17 protein-coding genes are annotated in these 19309 nt (G+C 72.6%); 8 read left to right on the top strand and 9 right to left on the bottom strand.

Translation table 11 applies throughout. The features are described 5' to 3' along the window. Positions 1-235: 235 nt before the first annotated feature. On the top strand, positions 236-1792 hold the full coding sequence (locus DMB38_RS01725; RefSeq protein WP_125933636.1) for an NAD(P)/FAD-dependent oxidoreductase: 1557 nt from the start codon (positions 236-238) through the stop codon (positions 1790-1792). A 77-nt stretch (positions 1793-1869) separates the two neighbouring features. On the opposite strand, the gene DMB38_RS01720 is transcribed toward DMB38_RS01725, so the two are convergent. The 4 genes from DMB38_RS01720 to DMB38_RS01700 form a co-directional block, all read right to left on the bottom strand. Continuing rightward, positions 1870-3645 (bottom strand): serine hydrolase domain-containing protein, encoded by a 1776-nt coding sequence (locus DMB38_RS01720; RefSeq protein WP_164715911.1) that lies wholly within the window; start codon positions 3643-3645, stop codon positions 1870-1872. 212 nt (positions 3646-3857) lie between these two features. Next, the gene (locus DMB38_RS01715; RefSeq protein ID WP_125933635.1) at positions 3858-4226 is read right to left on the bottom strand and encodes a VOC family protein; all 369 of its coding nucleotides are present in this window, start codon (positions 4224-4226) and stop codon (positions 3858-3860) included. 23 nt (positions 4227-4249) lie between these two features. Then, positions 4250-4942, bottom strand: a complete 693-nt coding sequence (locus DMB38_RS01710) for a cytidylate kinase family protein (protein WP_240661914.1) — start codon at positions 4940-4942, stop codon at positions 4250-4252. A 305-nt stretch (positions 4943-5247) separates the two neighbouring features. Beyond that, positions 5248-5652, bottom strand: a complete 405-nt coding sequence (locus tag DMB38_RS01700) for a type II toxin-antitoxin system PemK/MazF family toxin (RefSeq protein ID WP_125933634.1) — start codon at positions 5650-5652, stop codon at positions 5248-5250. A gap of 510 nt (positions 5653-6162) precedes the next feature. Between DMB38_RS01700 and DMB38_RS01690 the strand changes: the two genes are divergently transcribed. Both DMB38_RS01690 and DMB38_RS01685 read left to right on the top strand, forming a co-directional pair. After that, positions 6163-6429 carry a hypothetical protein gene (locus DMB38_RS01690; protein ID WP_125933633.1) on the top strand — a complete coding sequence of 89 codons (267 nt, stop codon included), beginning with the start codon at positions 6163-6165 and terminating at the stop codon, positions 6427-6429. A 402-nt stretch (positions 6430-6831) separates the two neighbouring features. Beyond that, positions 6832-7638 carry a hypothetical protein gene (locus DMB38_RS01685; protein ID WP_125933632.1) on the top strand — a complete coding sequence of 269 codons (807 nt, stop codon included), beginning with the start codon at positions 6832-6834 and terminating at the stop codon, positions 7636-7638. Positions 7639-7737: 99 nt separating this feature from the next. Here DMB38_RS01685 and DMB38_RS01680 read toward each other — a convergent pair whose 3' ends face one another. Next, complete coding sequence (locus DMB38_RS01680) at positions 7738-8388, bottom strand: phosphotransferase (RefSeq protein ID WP_125933631.1); 651 nt, start codon at positions 8386-8388, stop codon at positions 7738-7740. 82 nt (positions 8389-8470) lie between these two features. Here DMB38_RS01680 and DMB38_RS01675 point away from each other — a divergent pair, with 82 nt between their 5' ends. Both DMB38_RS01675 and DMB38_RS01670 read left to right on the top strand, forming a co-directional pair. Beyond that, positions 8471-9313 (top strand): endonuclease/exonuclease/phosphatase family protein, encoded by an 843-nt coding sequence (locus tag DMB38_RS01675; RefSeq protein ID WP_125933630.1) that lies wholly within the window; start codon positions 8471-8473, stop codon positions 9311-9313. 116 nt (positions 9314-9429) lie between these two features. After that, complete coding sequence (locus tag DMB38_RS01670) at positions 9430-9669, top strand: DUF397 domain-containing protein (protein WP_027757485.1); 240 nt, start codon at positions 9430-9432, stop codon at positions 9667-9669. Between the two features lie 75 nt (positions 9670-9744). On the opposite strand, the gene DMB38_RS01665 is transcribed toward DMB38_RS01670, so the two are convergent. Further along, positions 9745-10461 carry a leucine-rich repeat domain-containing protein gene (locus tag DMB38_RS01665; RefSeq protein ID WP_125938749.1) on the bottom strand — a complete coding sequence of 239 codons (717 nt, stop codon included), beginning with the start codon at positions 10459-10461 and terminating at the stop codon, positions 9745-9747. 8 nt (positions 10462-10469) lie between these two features. Then, complete coding sequence (locus tag DMB38_RS01660) at positions 10470-11198, bottom strand: maleylpyruvate isomerase family mycothiol-dependent enzyme (RefSeq protein WP_125933629.1); 729 nt, start codon at positions 11196-11198, stop codon at positions 10470-10472. A gap of 140 nt (positions 11199-11338) precedes the next feature. On the opposite strand from DMB38_RS01660, the gene DMB38_RS01655 reads away from it, so the two are divergent. Together DMB38_RS01655 and DMB38_RS01650 are read left to right on the top strand one after the other, a co-directional pair. Continuing rightward, the gene (locus tag DMB38_RS01655) at positions 11339-11842 is read left to right on the top strand and encodes a hypothetical protein (RefSeq protein ID WP_047014457.1); all 504 of its coding nucleotides are present in this window, start codon (positions 11339-11341) and stop codon (positions 11840-11842) included. 96 nt (positions 11843-11938) lie between these two features. Continuing rightward, positions 11939-14287, top strand: a complete 2349-nt coding sequence (locus DMB38_RS01650; protein WP_125933628.1) for a glycoside hydrolase family 95 protein — start codon at positions 11939-11941, stop codon at positions 14285-14287. Here the strand turns inward: DMB38_RS01650 and DMB38_RS01645 are convergent. Beyond that, on the bottom strand, positions 14272-16158 hold the full coding sequence (locus tag DMB38_RS01645) for an N-acetylmuramoyl-L-alanine amidase (RefSeq protein ID WP_125933627.1): 1887 nt from the start codon (positions 16156-16158) through the stop codon (positions 14272-14274). The genes DMB38_RS01650 and DMB38_RS01645 overlap by 16 nt on opposite strands. Before the next feature lie 181 nt (positions 16159-16339). Further along, entirely contained in the window at positions 16340-17461 is a 1122-nt protein-coding gene (locus DMB38_RS01640; protein ID WP_125933626.1) for an aminoglycoside phosphotransferase family protein, read from the bottom strand. Positions 17462-17770: 309 nt separating this feature from the next. Between DMB38_RS01640 and DMB38_RS01635 the strand changes: the two genes are divergently transcribed. After that, positions 17771-19243, top strand: coding sequence for a hypothetical protein (locus tag DMB38_RS01635; RefSeq protein ID WP_125933625.1), 1473 nt, complete (start codon positions 17771-17773; stop codon positions 19241-19243). Positions 19244-19309 lie beyond the last annotated feature (66 nt).

Here is a 19309-nt window from a genome sequence, read left to right as displayed (position 1 = left end):
TCCGCCTTCTCCGTCCCCGCCGCTCCACGCACGGGCCGTAGCGGCCCGGCCGACGCAGCGGGCCCCGTGCTTCGCACCGCCGCCCGCTCTCGTACCCCCGCGGCCCCCGTCCGACGAGCCCTCAGCCGCGCAACCCTCTCCACGACGTACCCCCGGCACCCGCCCTCCCGGTCGCCGCCCGCAGGGCGCCCCGTGTCCCCCTGGCCCGTCGCGATCTTCCGTGTTACGAAGAGCCATGTCCCTCCGTAGCAGCTACGACGCCGTCATCGTCGGCGGCGGTCACAACGGGCTCGTCGCCGCCGCCTACCTCGCCCGTGCCGGGCGGTCCGTGCTCGTGCTCGAGCGTCTGGACCACACCGGCGGCGCCGCCGTCTCCGCCCGTACGTTCCCCGGCGTCGACGCCCGGCTGTCGCGCTACTCGTACCTCGTCAGCCTCCTGCCCCACACCATCGTCGACGACCTCGGGCTCGCCTTCGGCGTGCGCAAGCGCGCCGTCTCCTCCTACACTCCCGCCGTCCGCGCCGGCCGGCCCACCGGGCTCCTCGTCGAGACCGACCCCGGCTCCGCCACCCGGCAGTCCTTCGCCGCCCTGACCGGCGGTGACCACGAGTTCGACGCCTGGCAGCGGTTCTACGGCATGACGCAGGACGTCGCCCGGCGCGTCTTCCCCACCCTCACCGAGCCCCTGCCCACCCGCGGCGAACTGCGCGCCCGGATCGGCGACGACGATGCCTGGCGCGCGCTCTTCGAACGGCCCCTGGGCGAGACCCTGGAGGAGACCTTCGCCGACGACCTCGTGCGCGGCGTCGTGCTCACCGACGGGCTCATCGGCACCTTCGCCTCCGCCCACGACCCGTCCCTCGCCCAGAACCGCTGCTTCCTCTACCACGTCATCGGCGGCGGCACCGGCGACTGGGACGTCCCTGTCGGCGGCATGGGCGCCTTCACCGACGCCCTGGCGACCGCCGTCCGCTCGGCGGGTGCGGAGATCGCCACCGGGCACGAGGCCGTCGCCGTGGACACGGACGGCGAGCAGGCGGAGGTCACGTACCGGAACGCGGAGGGCGAGGGGACCGTCGCCGCGCGCACCGTCCTCGTCGGCGCCTCACCCACGGCCCTCGCCGAACTCCTCGGCGAGGACCCGCCGCACCCCGCCCCCGAGGGCGCGCAGCTCAAGGTGAACATGCTGCTGCGGCGCCTCCCGCGGCTGCGCGACGAGCGCGTGGACCCCCGGCAGGCATTCGCCGGTACGTTCCACGTCGCCGAGGGCTACGCGGATCTCGAAACTTCCTACCGGGAGGCCGCCGCCGGCGGGCTGCCGCAGGCGCCGCCGTCCGAGATCTACTGCCACTCGCTGACCGACCCGTCGATCCTCGCCGACGACCTGGTCCGCGACGGCTACCAGACCCTCACCCTCTTCGGCCTCCACACCCCCGCCCGCCTCTTCGCCGCCGACAACGACGCCGCCCGGGACGAGTTGCTGCGCGCCACCCTCGCCCAGCTCGACGCGCACCTCGCCGAGCCGCTGGCCGACTGCCTCGCCACCGACGCCGAAGGCCGCCCCTGCATCGAGGCGAAGACCCCGCTCGACCTGGAGCGCGACCTGCGGCTCCCGGGCGGCAACATCTTCCACCGCGAGCTGGCGTTCCCGTACGCGACGGAGGAGACGGGCCGCTGGGGCGTGGAGACGCGGCACGCGAACGTGCTGCTGTGCGGGGCGGGTGCGGTGCGCGGCGGGGGAGTGAGCGGGATCCCTGGCCACAACGCGGCGATGGCGGCGCTGGGCCGGTAGGGCGGGGCGCGCCCCGATGCGGTGACGCGGCGGGTGCGGAGGGCCGCCGAACGGCCCTCGCCCCCGCCCCCCGGCGCTCAGTCCGCCGACGCGGTCCAGCCGTCCGTCTCCACCCGCTCCGCGTCCCCCCGCCGCCCGTCGTCGAAGAGCACCCGGCGTCCGTCCGTGACCCGTACGTCGTCCACGTACACCCCGCGACCCACGTACTGCCGGTCCGTCACATACCGCCACCGCAGCCGCACCGGCCGCCCGCGCCACGCGCCCAGCTCCGCCGACGCCCGGTGCCACACCCGCCCGGACCACCCGTCCGCCGTGCCGTCCGCGTGCTCCCGCACACCCCCGCCCCGCGGGCGGCGGGTCGTGAACGGCACCGGCTCCCAGCTCCCGGCGTCGTCCGCCGACGCCTCCAGGTACACCTTGTCCCACTGCGGCTCGGTGTCCCACCACAGTGCGAACTCCAGCGCCGCCGCGGCGTCCCGCACCGTCACCTCGGGGAGCGTCAGCGTCGACGTCTTCTGACTCGCCGTCCCGCTGAACCACGCCGTGCGCCCGTCCTCCGGCCGCACCGCCACCGCACGCGCCAGGTTCGTCCCCGCCGCCGCGCGCGGCGCGCTGCCGCTGCGCCAACTGCGCACCGGATGGACGGAGTTGCCGAGGAGGACGAGGAAGGTGTCGGTCGTCGGGTCGATGACCAGCGCGGTGCCGGTGAAGCCGGTGTGCCCGGCGGACTCCGGGGTGGCCATGGCGCCCATGAACCAGTGCTGGTACAGCTCGAAGCCGAGCCCGTGCTCGTCACCCGGGAAGTCGGTGTTGAAGTCGGTGAACATCAGCTCCACCGACTCCCGCTCCAGGATCCTCGTCCGCCCGTACGCCCCGCCGTTGAGCAGCGTCCGGCAGAGGATCGCCAGGTCCCACGCGGTGGAGAACAGCCCGGCGTGCCCGGCGACGCCGCCGAAGGAGTACGCGTTCTCGTCGTGCACCTCCCCCCGCACCATCCCGCGGTCCAGCCCCGACCACGGCTTGCGCGCGTCCTCGGTGGCGGCGATGCGGGGGAGCCAGGCGGCGGGCGGGTTGTAGCGCGTGTGCTCCAGGCCGAGGGGTCCGGTGATCTCGTCGGCGAGGAGGCGGTCGAGGGTCTTGCCCGTGATCTTCTCCAGCACGAGCTGGAGGCTGATCAGGTTGAGGTCCGAGTACAGGTACTTGGTCCCGGGCGGGTTGACCGGCGCCTCCCGCCACAGCCGGGCGAGCTTCGCGTCCCATGTCGGCTCGGCGTAGAGCGGGATCCAGGAGGTGAAACCGGAGGTGTGGGTGAGCAGTTGAAGGATGGTGACGTCCTGCTTGCCCGCGGCGCCGAACTCCGGGAGATAGGAGGCCACGGGCGCTTCGAGCGTGAGAGCACCGCGTTCGATCTGCTGCACGGCGAGGAGCGAGGTGAAAAGCTTGGAGACGGAGGCGAGATCGAAGACGGTGTCCATCGACATGTCGACCTGTTGCCCGGGCGGCAGCTCGACCCCCGTGTCGGTCGCCTCGTCGTACCGCTCGTAGCGCACGGCCTTCCCGATCGCCCGCTCCAACGCGACCGTCCGCCCGCGCCCGGCGAGGATGACGGCCCCCGCGTACCACGGATACTTCGGCGAAGGACCGAGGAACGTCTCGGCATCGGCCACCAGTTGCCGCAGGTGCGGCTCCAGCAACCCGGCCCGCCCACCACTCCCGCGCCGCAGCTCTGGCGCGCCGGACGATGCCTCTGCGGCGTGAGCGGGGAGTCCGGTGGAGCCGGGGACCACGAAGAGCGCACCTCCAGTAGCAACGACACCGGCGGCGAAGCGCCGCCGGCCCAACTGACCCGTCATGATCCCAACCCCTCCTGAAAGAATCCTTCCGAACGCGCGGGAACGGTGAAACTTTCTGCCAGGCGGTTCGGCCTGTCAAGACCGGCGCAGAGGGCGCTGGGGAGGAACGGGTTCTTCGCCCGGAAGCCCCCTGGAGTGGATCGAGTCCGCGGCGAGTTCGGCGACGTCTGAGCCGAGGCGGGTGGCTTCCCGGCCACCCGCCCGGCGGCACCTCACTCCGGTACGAGGCAGAACGGATGGCCCGCCGGATCCTCGTAGACGCCCCAATCGCCCTCGTCGCGCAGGACCTTCGCGCCGTTGGCCAGCGCGTCGCGCTCGGCCGCCGCTACGTCGTCGACGGCGATGTCGAGGTGGAACTGCTGCGGGTGGGCCGGGTCCGGCCAGCGGGGCGGCCGGTGGTCATGGGCCCGCTGGAAGCCCAGCACCCCGCCGTCCGGCAGGTGCAAGGTCGACCAGTCGTCATCGAGGGACCAACGCGGGTCCGCCCGGTCGACTTCCCCGCCGAGAAGGGCTTGGTAGAACGCGGCGAGCTCCCGTGGCCGCGGACAGTCCAGCACGATGCACTGCAAACTGCGCGTCATCGTCCGACCCTACAAGCCCGTATTCACTGCGGCCGGACTTCCCAGCTCGGCCGTTGGAGCTCTTCGTTGTACACGATGACGTCGGCGTGTTCGGCGGGGCGGGCTGCGGCGAAATAGAGCTGCTGGGCGGGGATGTAACGGTCGCGCCAGGACCGTTCGACGTCGGCGGCGGATCCGGCGGACGCCGTACGTCGTACCCGGGCGCGGACAACCGTCTCCTCGAAGGGGACGGACACGAAGATGCGCAGGTCCCACCGGTCGAGGAGTTCAGGACGCAGGAGGAAGACACCGTCGAAGACGAGCACGGCGTCGGCGGGGGCGGTCATCGCCGGCGGGGACAGCGCGGTGTCGGTGTCACTGTCGTAGACCGAGGGCTGGAACCGTCGGTCTCCGCCCGGGCCCAGCGGATCGAGCAGGACCCGGCACAGCGCCGCGCGATCGTGGGCGTCGAAGTAGCAGCCTTCGGCGGAGTACCGGCCGCGCCGGTAGCGCTGGGCGCGGGGGACGAGGAAGTCGTCGACGGTCGCGCGGATGACCTCGCGGCCCTGCCCGCGCAGGGCGACGGCCAACTCGTCGGCGAGCGTGGTCTTCCCGGCGGCGGGCGGCCCGTCGACGGCGACCCGCACGGGATGCGCGCTCGCGACGGCCCCGACCGCCTCGCTCAGCAGACGGATGAACTCGCCCCGGGCGCCTTGGCCTCTAGCTGCCTCTCTCACGCTGTCCCTGTCTGTGTGTGACGGGCATAGGTTCACCGGGTCGATGGCGGCCTGCCCCCCGCCTGCTCCCATAGTTCTGGCAGCCGATCGGCGTACTGCTCAGCCGACTTCGCGCCCGTGGGAAGGTCAGTGTCGGGACCGATCGGACGCCACAGGCGTGCCGCCACTTCGCACAGCAGGTTGTGGCGGCTTGCAGGGTCGGCGACGATGTCGTACATCGGAGCGCCCAGGCGCTCCAGCAGAAGGGCCTTGCAATCATCTCGCCCGAGAGCCCATGCCGTTGCGGGCGTCGGCTCCTTCGCCGGCTACCCGAGTTCACCGCGACGGAGGGCGTCCCTTATCCCGCTGAGCTTGGCGGTCGCTGCCGGAGTCACCTCCTGTGTTTGTTCAGCGAGTCGGAAGGCATCGTCGATCTCGCTGAGCTTCCTGGAGGACAGGACGGCCGCCCGCTCTATCAGGTCGTCCCGGGACACGGTGGTCAGCCACGTGCACGGGGTGAAGCCTGGACGCGGGAACGCGAGCCGCAGCACGCCTTCGAGAGGCAGTCCTTCACCGGCGCCGACCGTCACTTCGATGCCCAGACCACTGATGTCGTGGCCCGCCGGAGCGACGACCTGCATCACCTGGAAGCCGGACGCGTCGTCTCCTGACAGCAGTACGACCAACCTCCGCTCGTCGAACTGGACCCACCAGACTTCGCCACGTTGCACAAGCCCTCCGATACACAGGACGGCAGACGGACGCTGCGCGACCTGACGCGGTGTGGAGACGGGTGCGGCCACCGTTGATCATCGGTGTGTGAAGAGAAACGATTATGCGGTGGCCTCAGGTCACAGCGTAGACCCTGCCCGCCGGCAGGAGGCGTTCGAGGGCCTGAGGAGCCGGATGACGGGACGCCGATCCGGCGTGACCGGCGGGCCGCCGGGCGATGCGCACACCGCCGGCCCTGTCATAGCCACTTCTTGGTCGCCGCGGTTTCGCGTTCTTCCGGACTTCCGCAACTGCCGGATTTCCGCGACCGCGTCTCGACGCGGGTCGCACATCACCGGAGATCCTTGCATTGTCGCCGCGCACCGGCGCTGCCCCAAGGAACCTGTGGAATTTGGGGATTCGTAGGCCGGGCGAGTGATCAAAGGGTGGATTTCCTCACGTATCGATCTTGGACATGGTTCTCTACCGTATCTGCCCGTTTCCGAGGGCAGCACAACGAAGGAGAGAACATGCGCAACGTCAGGAAGATCGCAGGGGTGGCCGTGGCCACGTGCGGAATCCTCTTCGCCACGGTCGGCGTGGCCGGCGCCAGCAACGGTAAGGGGACCGAGGCGAACAACATCCCCGTGCTCAGCAACATCGACGAGTTCGACTGGGAGAACTCGCCCTTCTGCGGTTTCCAGATCAAGACCAAGGAGAGCGCGCAGGAGACGTCGTGCCCGGTGGTCACCCTGGAGAACAGCCCCAACAGCGTGGTCGTCCTGTTCCCCAACTGAGGACCACAGGCGGATAGCGCGAGGGAGCACCCCAATAGCAGAACAGCCAGAGGATCTAGTGATCACACTGTTACGACCCTCTGATCTCCGTGCGCATCCTCATCCGCCGTGCCTGGACCACCCGCTGCTGGGACGGTCGCCCCATCCGGCGACCATGACCCCATGCCTGTCTGCGCGGCCTCTTGAGCCCGCGTAAAAGCGGATCGCGGTAAACACTCTCGGGCGGCTTTCCGTCCGGGAGTGTTTCGTTTTCGGAGCTCGTAAGAGGATCGTGATCCCCTTCATCCCGGGGCGAACGTCCATGAACTCGGCCGCGATCGCGAGGCGGCGGTTCCTCTGCTGCGCACTTCGGGGCAATAACCTGGAAGACCTCTGAATCCAGGCGAAAGGTGTGGACGCGGCATGGGCGACGGCCGGCTCACCCTCACCATGGTCGACACCGCGCGGGTGCCGCCGCTGCTGGCCCTGGCGGCCCTGGTGGTCACCTTCCTCGTCACCCGCGGTATCACCCGCATGATCCGCGCCGGTCGGGGACCTTTCCGGAACGTCGACCCCGGCGGGATGCACATCCACCACGTGGTGCCGGGGGTCGTTCTCATGGTGATCGGGGGCTTCGGCGCGGTCTTCGTGGAGGGAGGCGTGGTCGCCGAGTCCGTGGTCGCCGTCGTGTTCGGCATGGGCACGGGTCTGGTGCTCGACGAGTTCGCCCTCATCGTCCACCTGCACGACGTCTACTGGAGCGAGCAGGGCCGTGCCTCGGTCGAGGTCACCGTGCTGACGACCGTGGTCGTCGGCATGGTGCTGATCGGCTCGTCCCCCTTCGACGTGGACGACCAAGGAGGACTGCAGGAGCAAGGGGCGCTCCTGTGGTCGGTCAACATCGTCGTCGGCGCCCTCATCGCCGTGGTCTCCTTCGCCAAGGGCAAGTTCCGTATGGGCGTGCTCGGCGTGGTCATCCCCCTGGTCGGAGCGGTCGGCGCGATCCGCCTGGCCCGCCCCGCATCGCCCTGGGCGCACCGCTTCTACGCCCGCCGGCCGCACAAGCTCGCCCGCGCCACCCGCCGCGCGGCCCGTCACGACGCCCGCTGGAGCGGCCTGCGCACCCGCTTCCAGAACGCCATCGCCGGCGCCCCCAGCCCGCCCCAGCAGCAAGGCCCGGACCGGGACCGGGACCGGGACCGGGACGACTCTCCCCCGCCGCCCGAGTGATCCCCCGTGTGAAGTTCTTCTTGTGTTTGCGGGAGGAGACAGGCCGGGGCGTCACTGTGCCGTCCGCCCAACGTCCCCTCACCGCAAGGGGTTGGGAAATCACCCGCCCAGCGCCCGTCGCAGGCGGTCGGCCTCGGCCGGAGTGAGGTTGGGGTCGGAGAGGCGGGCGGGGAGGGCCTGGGCGTAGCCCGGGGTGGGGTCGGTGGCGGTGGTGCGGAGCAGGGCCCGGAGGAGGATGCGTACGGCCAGGGACTCACCGGGGCCGGGATCCACGCCGCGCAGGACGCACACCGTCATCGCCACGTCGCACGCCGGCTCGCCCGCGGCCGCGTTGCACCAGTCAATGACGTACGGGCCGCGCGCGGTGAGGACCACGTTCTCCGGGTGCAGATCGAGGTGGAGCACCCGGTCGCCGCTCCCGGACGCGGCGGAGGGCGGCAGGAACTCCGGGGCGGGCACGGTGTGCAGCCGGTCGTGGAGCCGGGCGAGCATCCGGCCGTAGGCGGTGCAGCGCCAGGGGCTGCGGCGCAGCGCGGCGGCCATGGTCGGGCCTTCGAGGCGTTGCATCACGAGGTCCGTGGCGTTCGCGTCGTACACGTGCGGCACGGGGAAGCCCCGCTCGCCGAGGTACGTCATCAGCCGGGCCTCCGCGGCCGCCTTGCGCGGGCCGCCCCCGCGGTAGCGCCTCAGCACGCGGTCCTCGACCAGCGCGTACACGTCCGCGTCTCGTCCCCGCCCGATCAGCTCCATCCGCGTGACTCTCGCACATCATTCCGGGCCCGTAGAGATAGCCTCTGATCACAAAGTCGGCCCGTGGTTGGGATACGAACGCATGATCCGCGTCATGACCTGGAATCTCTGGTGGCGCTTCGGGCCGTGGCAGGAGCGGAGCAAGGCCATCCTCGAGACCCTCCGCGACGAACGCCCCGACGTCGTCGGGCTGCAGGAGGTCTGGGGCCGGGGCGCCGACAACCAGGCGGGGTGGCTCGCCAGCGAACTGGGCATGCACTGGGCCTGGGCGCCGTCACCCGAACCCGGCCGCTGGCAGCGGCGTATCGACGATCCCACGGTCGAGGTCGGCAACGCCGTGCTCTCCCGCTGGCCGATCACCGAGCAGGACACCGCCGTGCTGCCCGCGGGCGAGGAGGAGCCGGACGGGCAGCAGGCACTGTACGCGCGCGTGGCCGCGCCCGGGGGCGTGACGGTGCCGTTCTTCACCACCCACCTGATCTCCTATCCGTACGCTTCCGCCACCCGCACCGCGCAGGTGTCGGCGCTGGCCCGGTTCGTGCACGAGCGGCGCGGGGACGGCGACTTCCCGCCGGTGGTGACCGGCGACTTCAACGCCGAGCCCGACTCCGACGAGATGCGGCTGCTCTGCGGCACGAAGACCGCGCCCGCCGTCCGGGGGCAGGTCCTCCTCGACGCCTGGCGCTACGCCCATCCGACCGCGGTCGGCGCGACCTGGGACCTCGCCAACCCGTACGCGGCGCGGACCCTGGAGTGGCACACGCGGATCGACTACGTGCTGGTGGGGCCGCCGGGACCGGTGGGGGAGGGGCACGTACGGGACGTGCGGCGGGCGGGGGACGGGCCCGTCGACGGGGTGTGGCCCTCGGATCACTGCGCGGTCGTCGCGGACCTGGCCACCGAGGCCGGAGGACCCGCCGGCTGAACCGCGGGAAACCGGGGCCCCTACCACCTTTCCCGGTCCCCCTATCGTGGCCTGTTCCGCCGCCCGTCGTCGTGGATACCCTGGCTGCGGACGACGCTCACCGGGAGGAGCAGGACGTGGCCAACAGCACCACTCAGCAGCCGGCGGCGGGCAGCGGGAAACCGCAGCTCGATCTCACAGGCGCCACGTGGCAGTCGAGCAGCCAGGGGGTGGGGGACGTCGAGATCGCGTTCGTGGAGGGATACATCGCCATGCGCGACGGGCGGAACCCGGAAGGGCCGGCGCTGATCTTCACCCCGGGGGAGTGGCGTGCCTTCGTCCTCGGCGCCCGTGACGGCGAGTTCGACCTGACCTGACGCCGCCCCCGCATGCCGGATCCGGGACCCCCGGCGTGAGCAGAACCGTCCGTCACGCCGGCGGTCCCCGTCCCGTCACACCAGCACGACGCAGCCCCGCTCGCGCAGCGCGACGAGCGGGGCTTCGGTGCCTTCGACCTCGTTCCAGCGCAGGTCCAGCTTCTCCAGCGCGGGCATGTGCGCCACCCACGGCGGGATGTCGCGGATCTTGTTGGCCCGCAGGTCCAGGCGGCGCAGCATCGGCAGCTCCGCCAGTACGTCCGGCACCTCCGGCAGCGCGTTCTCGCGCAACTCCAGCTCGCGCAGCTCGCCGAGGCCCGCCATCGAGTCGGGCAGCGAACCGAGCGCGTTGCCGCGCAGCCACAACTCGCGCAGGGCGCTCAGCCGCCCGATCGACTCCGGCAGGAAGGCCGGCCCGCTCGTCCCGCACTCCTGCGCGCGCAGCTCCACCAGGCCCGCCATGTCGCCCACCTCCTCGGGCAGGGCACGCAGCGGGTTCGAGCCGACGTTCAGGTAACCGAGCGCGTGGAGCCGGCCGAGCGCGGCGGGGAGCACGGTCAGGTGGTTGTGGTGCAGGTACAGGCAGCCGCTGAGGGCCGTCAGCTCCCCGATGGCCTCGGGCACCGCGACGAGTGCGTTGTGCCCGAGGTCCAGGGTGTGCAGCCGGGTCAGGGCGGCGATGTCGTCCGGGACGTGCGTCAGCGCGTTCTCGGCCAGGACGAGCACTTCGGCGTCCGTCTCCTGCCACACGTGCGGCGGTACGGCGCTGAGGCCGGCCCGCCACAGGTTCACGACTCGGGTCACGGCCAGGGCCCCAAGTCGGGGAGCCGGCCGTCGAGCCGATGGTGCGGCTCGCGGCCCGCGAGCCACGAGGCGAGGTCCGTGAGCCGGCCCCTCACCACCGGGGCGCGACCGGCCGAGTCGTCACCGCCGCCGGTGCCTCCGGCGCCGAACGTGTGCCGTACGGGGCCGTCCGATTCGACCAGCGTCAGCCCCGCGGGCACGCGCGGCGCGAGGAAGTCGAAGAGGTGCAGGCACAACTCGCGCGGCCAGGCCGCCGAGCAGGTCTCCAGTTTCGCGTCCGCGGTGTGCACCTCCAGCTCGCGCCACCAGCAGTACAGGGCGCCCAGCAGGTCGCCGTCGCGATAGCGCACCGGGCGGTCCCAGTCCGCGTCTCCCACCGACCCCCAGACGGCCTCCGCCTCCGCCAGGGTGGCCGTGACCGCCGCGGTCAACTCCGCGGCGCTCCGTACCGCACCGGCCTCGATGCCCGCGTCGCGGGCCGGCCGGCCGCCGTCGTACACCTCGATCAGCTCGCCCTTCAGGGCGTACCGCGCCTGGCGCGTCTGCGCCCGGCAGATGCCTTCGATGTGCGACAGCACGTGCGCGCGCGTCCAGCCCGGCAGTCTGGACGATTCGCGCTCCTTTCCCTCGGTGAGCTCTGCCAGCGAGATGCGCAGCCGTTCGTGCCCGTCCAGCACGTACGCCCACACCTCCGGTCCCCGCAGCAAGCCCCCGGCTTCCGCCATCCGACCCCTCCTCTGTCGTCGACGGGGAGACACTACTCGCGTAGCACCGGGTGTACGCCTCTTCCGGCAATGCCGCATCGGCAACGTGGGGGAGGCCGCCCCGGCGGCCGGCGGTGCCGCGGGACCCGTACGATTGGTCCATGGCATTTCTCCGCCGCCGCAGCAGCGCCGCCAAGCCCGCGGGCCCGGACTTCGACGTCCTGGCCATGGACCCGGGCGACTGGCCCGGCGACCTCGGCGCCGGCCTGCTGCCCGGACCCGACGGGACCTGCCAGGGCGTCTTCCTGCGGTACGACCTCTTCGGCGGCCGCGGCCCCGCGATGATCATCGGGAACCTGCCCGAGGGCTCGCCCGCGCGCGACGTGCCGGAGGGCCAGCCGCCCTTCGAGGTGGCGCAACTGCTGCTGGCGCTGGAGCACGAGGAGCCGGTGACCGTCACGGAGGTCGAGGACGCGCCCGTGATGCAGGGCGACAATCTGCTGATCGTGCGGAGGCTGAAGCTCTCCGAGAGCCGCGTCTCATGCGTGCAGTTCGACCGCAGTGACAACGTCCTCGTCACCATCGCCGCGTGGGACCGGCCGATCTCCGAGGACCTGTACGCCCTGCTCAAGCCGCTGCCCGCGGAGCTGTTCCAGCAGGGCTGAAATCCGCCCCCCTCTCGCCTCGTCCCTCCCACCGGCAACGTCCGGCGTTGCGCGATGTCTTGTCATGCAGTCATCGGACCTCTAGCGTGACGCGTCATGACTGAGGGGATCTCACGAAGAACCACTGTCAAGTCCGCTATCGGCGCCGCAGGCGCGATAGGCATGGGACCGGCCGTCTTCTCCGGGGAGGCGTTCGCTTCCGAGTCCGTTGATTCCTCCGATGAATTGAGCCTCTGGTACGACAAGCCCGCCGCCGACTGGGAGCGCGAATCGCTGCCGCTGGGCAACGGGGCCCTGGGCGTCGGGGTGTTCGGCACGCTCGCCTCCGAGCAACTCACCCTGAACGAGAAGACGCTGTGGACCGGCGGCCCCGGCTCCCCCGGCTACGACTTCGGCAACTGGACCGAACCACGGCCGGGCGCGCTGGAGGCGGTGCAGGACCGGATCGACGCCGAGGGGCGGCTCAGCCCCGAGACCGTCGCCGCGGAGCTGGGCCAGCCCAAGCACGGCTTCGGCGCGTACCAGGTACTCGGCCACCTCCGGCTCGACCTGCCCGCCGCCCCGGGCGCCCCGGACGCCTCCTACCGCCGCGGGCTCGACCTGCGGCGGGCGGTGGCCACCGTCGCGTACGAGCACGAGGGCGCCCGGCACCTGCGGGAGTTCTTCGTCTCGTACCCGGATGGCGTGGCCGTGGGCAGGCTGAGCGCGGACCGCCCCGGGCGGGTGGCGTTCACCCTGCGCTATACCTCGCCGCGCAACGACTACACCGCCACCGCGAGCGGCGACCGGCTCACGATCCGCGGCGCTCTCCAGGACAACGGGCTGGTCTTCGGTACGCAGATCCGCCTGGTCACCGAGGGCGGCAAGGTCACGGCCGGGGACGGCACGCTGACCGTGACCGGCGCCGACGCGGCCTGGTTCGTGCTGGCCGCCGGGACCGACTACGCCGACACCTACCCCGACTACCGCGCCGCCGACCCGCACGAGCGGGTCACGCGCGCCGTCGACCGGGCGGCCCGCTCCCCGTACGCCAAGCTGGTGCAGCGCCATGTCGCTGACCACGGCGAGCTGTTCGACCGCGTCGCGCTCGACGTCGGCGGGCAGGCGCCGGACGTACCGACGAACGCACTGCTGGCGGGGTACGGCGGCGGTTCTGCGGCCGACCGGGCGCTGGAGGCGCTCTTCTTCCAGTACGGGCGCTACCTGCTCATCGCCTCCTCGCGGCCCGGGTCGACGCCGGCGAATCTCCAGGGCGTGTGGAACAACGTCACCAACCCGCCGTGGAGCGCTGACTACCACGTCAACATCAACCTCCAGATGAACTACTGGCCCGCCGAGATCACCAACCTCGCCGAGACCACCGTCCCGTACGACGAGTTCGTGGAAGCCCTGCGCGCCCCCGGCCGCGTCAGCGCGAAGGAACTCTTCGGCAGCGACGGGTGGGTGGTGCACAACGAGACCAACCCGTACGGCTTCACCGGCGTGCACAACTGGGCGACCGCCTTCTGGTTCCCGGAGGCTGCGGCCTGGCTGACGCAGCAGATGTACGAGCACTACCGCTTCGACGGCTCGACGGACTACCTGCGGAACACCGCGTACCCGGTGATGAAGGAGGCCGCCGAGTTCTGGCTCGCCAACCTGCGCACCGACCCGCGCGACGGCAAGCTGGTGGTCACCCCCAGCTACTCACCCGAGCAGGGCGACTTCACCGCCGGGGCGTCGATGTCGCAGCAGATCGTGTACGACCTGCTCACCTCCACGCTCGAAGCCGCCCGCACGCTGGGCGACGACCGGGCGTTCCGCGGGCGGCTGGAGCGGGCGCTGCGGGACCTGGACCCGGGGCTGCGGATCGGGTCCTGGGGGCAGTTGCAGGAGTGGAAGGCGGACCTGGACGACCAGAACAACGACCACCGGCACGTCTCCCACCTCTTCGCCCTGCACCCCGGGCGGCAGATCGAAGTGGGCAGTCAGTGGGCGGAGGCGGCGAAGGTGTCGCTCACCGCGCGCGGCGACGGCGGTACCGGCTGGAGCAAAGCCTGGAAGATCAACTTCTGGGCCCGGCTGACCGACGGCGACCACGCGCACAAGATGCTCGGCGAGCAGTTGAAGTCGTCCACCCTGCCGAACCTCTGGGACACCCACCCGCCCTTCCAGATCGACGGCAACTTCGGCGCCACCTCCGGCATCGCCGAAATGCTCCTCCAGAGCCAGCACGGCCCCATCGAGGTGCTGCCCGCCCTTCCGGCCGCCTGGCCCTCGGGTTCCGTACGCGGCCTGCGCGCCCGCGGCGGCGCCACGCTCGACATCACGTGGGACGAAGGCCGGGCGACCCGCATCGTGCTGCACGCGAACCGCACGCGGCGGCTCACCCTGCGCAGCGATCTCCTCCCCGGCGGGGAGGAGATCGTCAACGCGCGCGCGGGGCGCAGCTACACGTTCGGCTGACCGTCGCTCCGGGGCCGCACCACCGTCACGTCCGCCGCCCTCACGTACCCGATCCGGTGGCCCACCTGGATCTGGTGCCACAGGGTGCGGCCCCGGATCACGCGGCTCGCGGTGCCCGTCTCGTCGGTGAGGCCCGGGGCATGGAAGTACTCGCCGGGCATGGTGTCGCCGACGGCGTAGCGCTGGCCGGGGCGCAGTTCGTACGGCAGGGGCCGGGACTCCTCGGGCTCGACGCCCTCGGGGTACGCGGACGCCTCGGGCAGCGCCCGGCCGTAGACCCGGACCGGGCCGGCGCCGGGGCGCGGGCTGAGGGTGGCGCCGTCGTCCGGGAGGGCCGTGGGGGCGGCGGCGGGGTTGTGGAACCACGCCTTGCGGCCCAGGTACCAGATCGCCGTCCAGTCGCCGCGGCGGCCGGCGACGGCGAACTGCTGGCCCGTCGAGGCGCGGGCTCCGGTGTCGTTGACGCCCGTGGAGGCGGGCGCGTCACCGTGCAGCCCGGGGTCGCCGACCAACGGGGCGCCCGAGGCGGGACGGGTGTGGAGGCGGACGGCACCGGAGCCGTGGGGCGGGCAGGGGGCGGCGGCGTCCTTCGTGCAGGCGGTGTACTCGGGGCGGTGGGCGGCGTAGTCGGGGCGGATCGTCACGATCCCGCCGTCGGTCCGCGCGGCCGGCTCCAGCGGGGCGCCGAGCAGGTCGAAGTAGTGCGCCCAGTCCCAGTACGGGCCGGGGTCGGTGTGCATGTCGGGTACGTGCTCCGGGTCGGGGGCGGGGACGTTGTCGTGGCCGATGATGTGGTGCCGGTTCAGCGGCACGTCGTACTCCTGCGCCAGATGGCGCACCAGCCGGGCCGACGAGCGGTACATCGCCTCCGTGAACCAGGCGTCCGGATCGGTCAGCCGCGCCTCGTGCTCCAGGCCGATGGACTGGGAGTTGACCTGCCAGTTGCCCGCGTGCCAGGCGACGTCACCGGTGCGTACGTGCTGGGCGACATGGCCGTCGGAGGAGCGCAGGGTGTAGTGCCAGGAGACGTACTCGGGGTCCTGCACGGCCCGGACGGAGCCGTCGTAACCGCCCTCCGTGTCGTGCACGACGATGTAGCGGACCCGCTGGTCGTGGGGGCGGCGGGCCTTGTCGTGGTTGCCGTAGTCGGGCTTGCCGTCCTTGCCGTCGTAGACCTCGTACGGCGCGGGCAGCCACTCGCAGGCCAGCTCGCGGGGGCAGTCGGTCACATCGGGGGCGGCCCGGTGGGCGGCGGGGGCGGCCGCGGTACGGGCGGCGGTACGGGCCGAGGCGTCCGCCGGGAGCGTGACGGTCTCGCCGGAGTCGGTGGTACGGCGCACGCCCGCGCGCAGCACCGCGTACACCTCGTCCGCGAACACCCGTGCCGTCGCCGCGTCCCCGGCCTGCGCGTACGCCGCCACCGCCGGGTACCACCCCGCCGCCCCGCCGGCGCGCGCCGCGCCCAGCCGGCGGCCGTGGTCGGCGAGCAGTGCCGCGCCGCCGCGCACGTTGGCGCCGGGGTCGCTCCGCAGCCGGGCCGCCGGGATCCCCGACAGCCGCGCCGCCCGCTGCACCGTCTGCGTACCCCGCCCGCCGCTCTCGCCCGTCGCCGCGCGCAGGTCCGTCAGATGCATCGGCCCGTAGCCGCCCGCCACGCTCGGCGCCCCGCCGTGCGCGTCCCAGCGCGACTCCAGGTACGCCACCCCCAGCAGCACGCTCTCCGGCACCCCGTACTGCCGCGCGGCCGCCGCGAACGACTCCTGGAGCCCACCGGCCCCGGAGCGCGCACTGCCCGCCGCGGGCGAGCCCGCGGCGAGCAGCGGCAGGAGGACGGCGGTGGCGGCGGCGCAGCGCGCGAGACGTCCTGGCACGTGGTCCTCCGAGGTGCGTGGGCGAACGATCACCCAGCACTATCGGCAGACTGACAGACCGTCAATCATCTGTATGGCGAGTCGCCGCACGTCAGGCAGTTGCGCGGAACCGCGACCCGCGGCCCCCTCCCCCCGGCGAGAGGGCGGGGTGGCGCTGTCACGGCGCGCCACCCCGCCGGGCTCACCGTGTTCCGACCGCCGCCCGCACCGCGCGGCGCGCCATCTGCACGTCGTCGTGGAGCCGGCGCAGCAGCAGCCGGTGCTCCTCCCCGGCGCTCATCCCGCTGTGCACGCCGACGGGCGGCGCCGGGTCCCTCATCGCGCGCTGCACGGCGGCCTCGTACGTACGGACCTCCCGTACCAGCACCAGCATCAGGTTGACCAGGAACCCGTCCCGGTGAACCGTTCCGCCTGCCTGGGCGAGCTGGCTGATCTGCCTGCGCGCGGGCGAGCCCTCGCCCAGCACGGCCCAGAGCGTCGCCAGGTCGTACCCCGGGAGGTACCAGCCGGCCTGCTCCCAGTCCACGAGCACCGGGCCCGCGGGCGACAGCAGCACGTTCGACAGCAGCGCGTCGCCGTGGCAGAACTGCAGGTGCCCCGGGCCGATGCCGTGCAGCAGCGTCTGCAGGTCGCCCATGTCGCGGTCGGTCAGCAGGCCGAGCTCGTGGAACCGGCCGAGCTGCGCGCCGTAGTCCAGCGGTGCGCCGAACGCCCCGGCGGGGGGCCGCCACATCCCGATCCGTACCAGCGCGGCGAGCGTCGCGCGCACGTCGGCGTGTGGCGGGACCTCCAGCGGATGCCGCTGGAGGGCGGCGGCGCGGCCGGGGGTGCGCTCGATGACGAGCGTGCAGCTCTCCGGATCGGCGGCGATGAGCCGCGGCACCCGCACGGGCGGCCGGGCCCGGACGAACGTACGGTAGGCAGCTATTTCCTGCTGGAGCTTCTCCACCCGCGCGGCCGACTGGTCGACCAGGCACTTCGCCACCGCCGTGGTCCGCCCGGCGGAGCCGACCAGCAGCACCGTGCGGCTGCTGCGGCGCAGCACCTGCACGGGGTGGAAGTCGGGGACGACGCGGTGCACGGAGTCGACGGCGGCGCGCAGGAGCGCGCCGTGCGGACCGGTCAGGTCGAGCCGGCCGCTGACGGGACGGCGTGCGGTGGCGGGAAGCTGTCGCAGGCGTGCGCCGGCGGCCGGCGCGCGGCCCGGGTCGAGGAACGGCGCGCCGCCGGCCGCGGTCCGGTGCGGGGCCGGGGGGCGTACCGTACGGACGGGTGCGGACACGGATGCCGATGCTGCGTACATGGGCGAGACAGATCCCTTCAGGCACGGGCCGGTTGCGCGCCGCGGGCCACCGTCCGCTGCCGTACCCTCCCTGGTCACTCGTCCGGGTGACCGGCTGGGGGTCCGGCTCCGGCCGCTGAGCCCGGGATATGCGGGTAGACAGTGCGGCTGGCATGTGCCCCGATCTCCGGGGCCGGTTGGCGCAGTCATAGCCCACACCGCTATACGGGTGGCACACCATCTGGCGGACCCTGGCGAACCCTGGCGAATGCTCGCCGGGCCTTCGGCCCGTCGGTACTGTCAAGTGAGCCGAGACCCTGGGGGCTTGACGTGAGCAAGGGACCCAACACCAGGCTCGCCGACCTGTTCGGGATGACCGGCTGGTCGAAGGGCGAGCTGGCGAGGCTGGTCAATCGGCAGGCGGCGGCCACCGGCCACCCCCAGCTCTCGACCGACACCTCGCGGGTGCGGCGCTGGATCGAGACGGGCGAGATCCCGCGCGAGCCGGTGCCCAAGGTGCTGGCGGTCCTCTTCACCGAGCGACTCGGCCGTGTCGTGACCACCGAGGATCTCGGTTTCGAACGGGCCGGAGGGCCCGGGCGGGTCCGGCGGCAGTCCGATGACGCACTGCCCTGGGCACCCGAGCGGACGGCCGAGGTCCTCACCGAATTCACGGGAATGGATCTCATGCTCAATCGACGCGGCCTGGTGGGCGCGGGAACGGCGCTCGCGGCCGGCTCCGCCCTGACCAGTTCCCTGCACGAGTGGCTGCACTCCGATCCCGCCGCCCCGGGCACCGCCGCCGGGAGCGGCACCCTCACCGTCGAGCCGGCGCGCTACGGCAGATACGAGGCGACGCCGGTCGGCGCTCAGGAGGTCGACGCGCTGGAACGTTCCGTCGAGGTGTTCCGCGCCTGGGACGCCGAGCGCGGCGGCGGCCTGCAGCGCAAAGCCGTCGTGGGCCAGCTCAACGAGGTCGGCGGCATGCTCGCGTACCGGCACCCGGAGCCGCTGCAGAGCCGGCTGTGGGGCGTCGCGGCGAACCTCGCCGTGCTGGCCGGCTGGATGTCGCACGACGTGGGCCTGGAGCCCACCGCCCAGCGGTACTTCGTCATCGCCGCGCACGCCGCGCGCGAGGGCGGCGACCGGCCGCGCGCCGCGGAGGCGCTGTCGCGCGCCGCCCGCCAGATGATCCACCTGGGCCGGCCGGACGACGCGCTGGAGCTGATCGGACTGGCCAAGTCCGGGACGGGAACCGGGACCCACCCGCGTACGCGCTCGATGCTCCACACCATCGAGGCGTGGGCGCAGGCGGCGAAGGGCCGCACGGGGGCGGTGCAGCGCACGCTGGGCGAGGCGGAGGACCTGTTCGCCGCCGACGGGACGGACGCGGCGGCGCCCACCTGGATGCAGCTCTTCGACGAGGCCGACCTGCACGGCATGCAGGCCCTGGCCTATCGCACCCTCGCCGAACACGACCCGTCCGCGGCGCTCCGCGCCCGCGAGCACGGCGAACTGGCCCTCGCCAAGCGGCCGGACGGGCGCCAGCGCTCCCAGATCCTCGACTACGTGTCCCTGGCCGCGGCGGGCTTCCTCGCCGACGACCCGGACCGGGGCGAGGACTACGCCCGGCTCGCGCTGGAGCGCATCGGCGAGAACTCCTCGCACCGCACCTGGGACCGGTTACGGGAGACGTACCGGCTCACCGCGCCGTTCTCGGACGATCCGGTGGTCAAGGCGCTGCGCGAGGAGATGAGCGAGACGCTGGCCAAGGCGCCGAAGGGGCGCAAGAGCCCCATCTGACGGCGGCTCCGGCGCTGCCGGAGGCTGCCGTACGGGGACGGGTGGGGAGTGACGGGCCGGGCCGCC

It is taken from the genome of Streptomyces sp. WAC 06738 (assembly GCF_003945505.1).
GTDB lineage: Bacteria > Actinomycetota > Actinomycetes > Streptomycetales > Streptomycetaceae > Streptomyces.
This window is presented reverse-complemented; position numbering and strand designations above follow the sequence as displayed.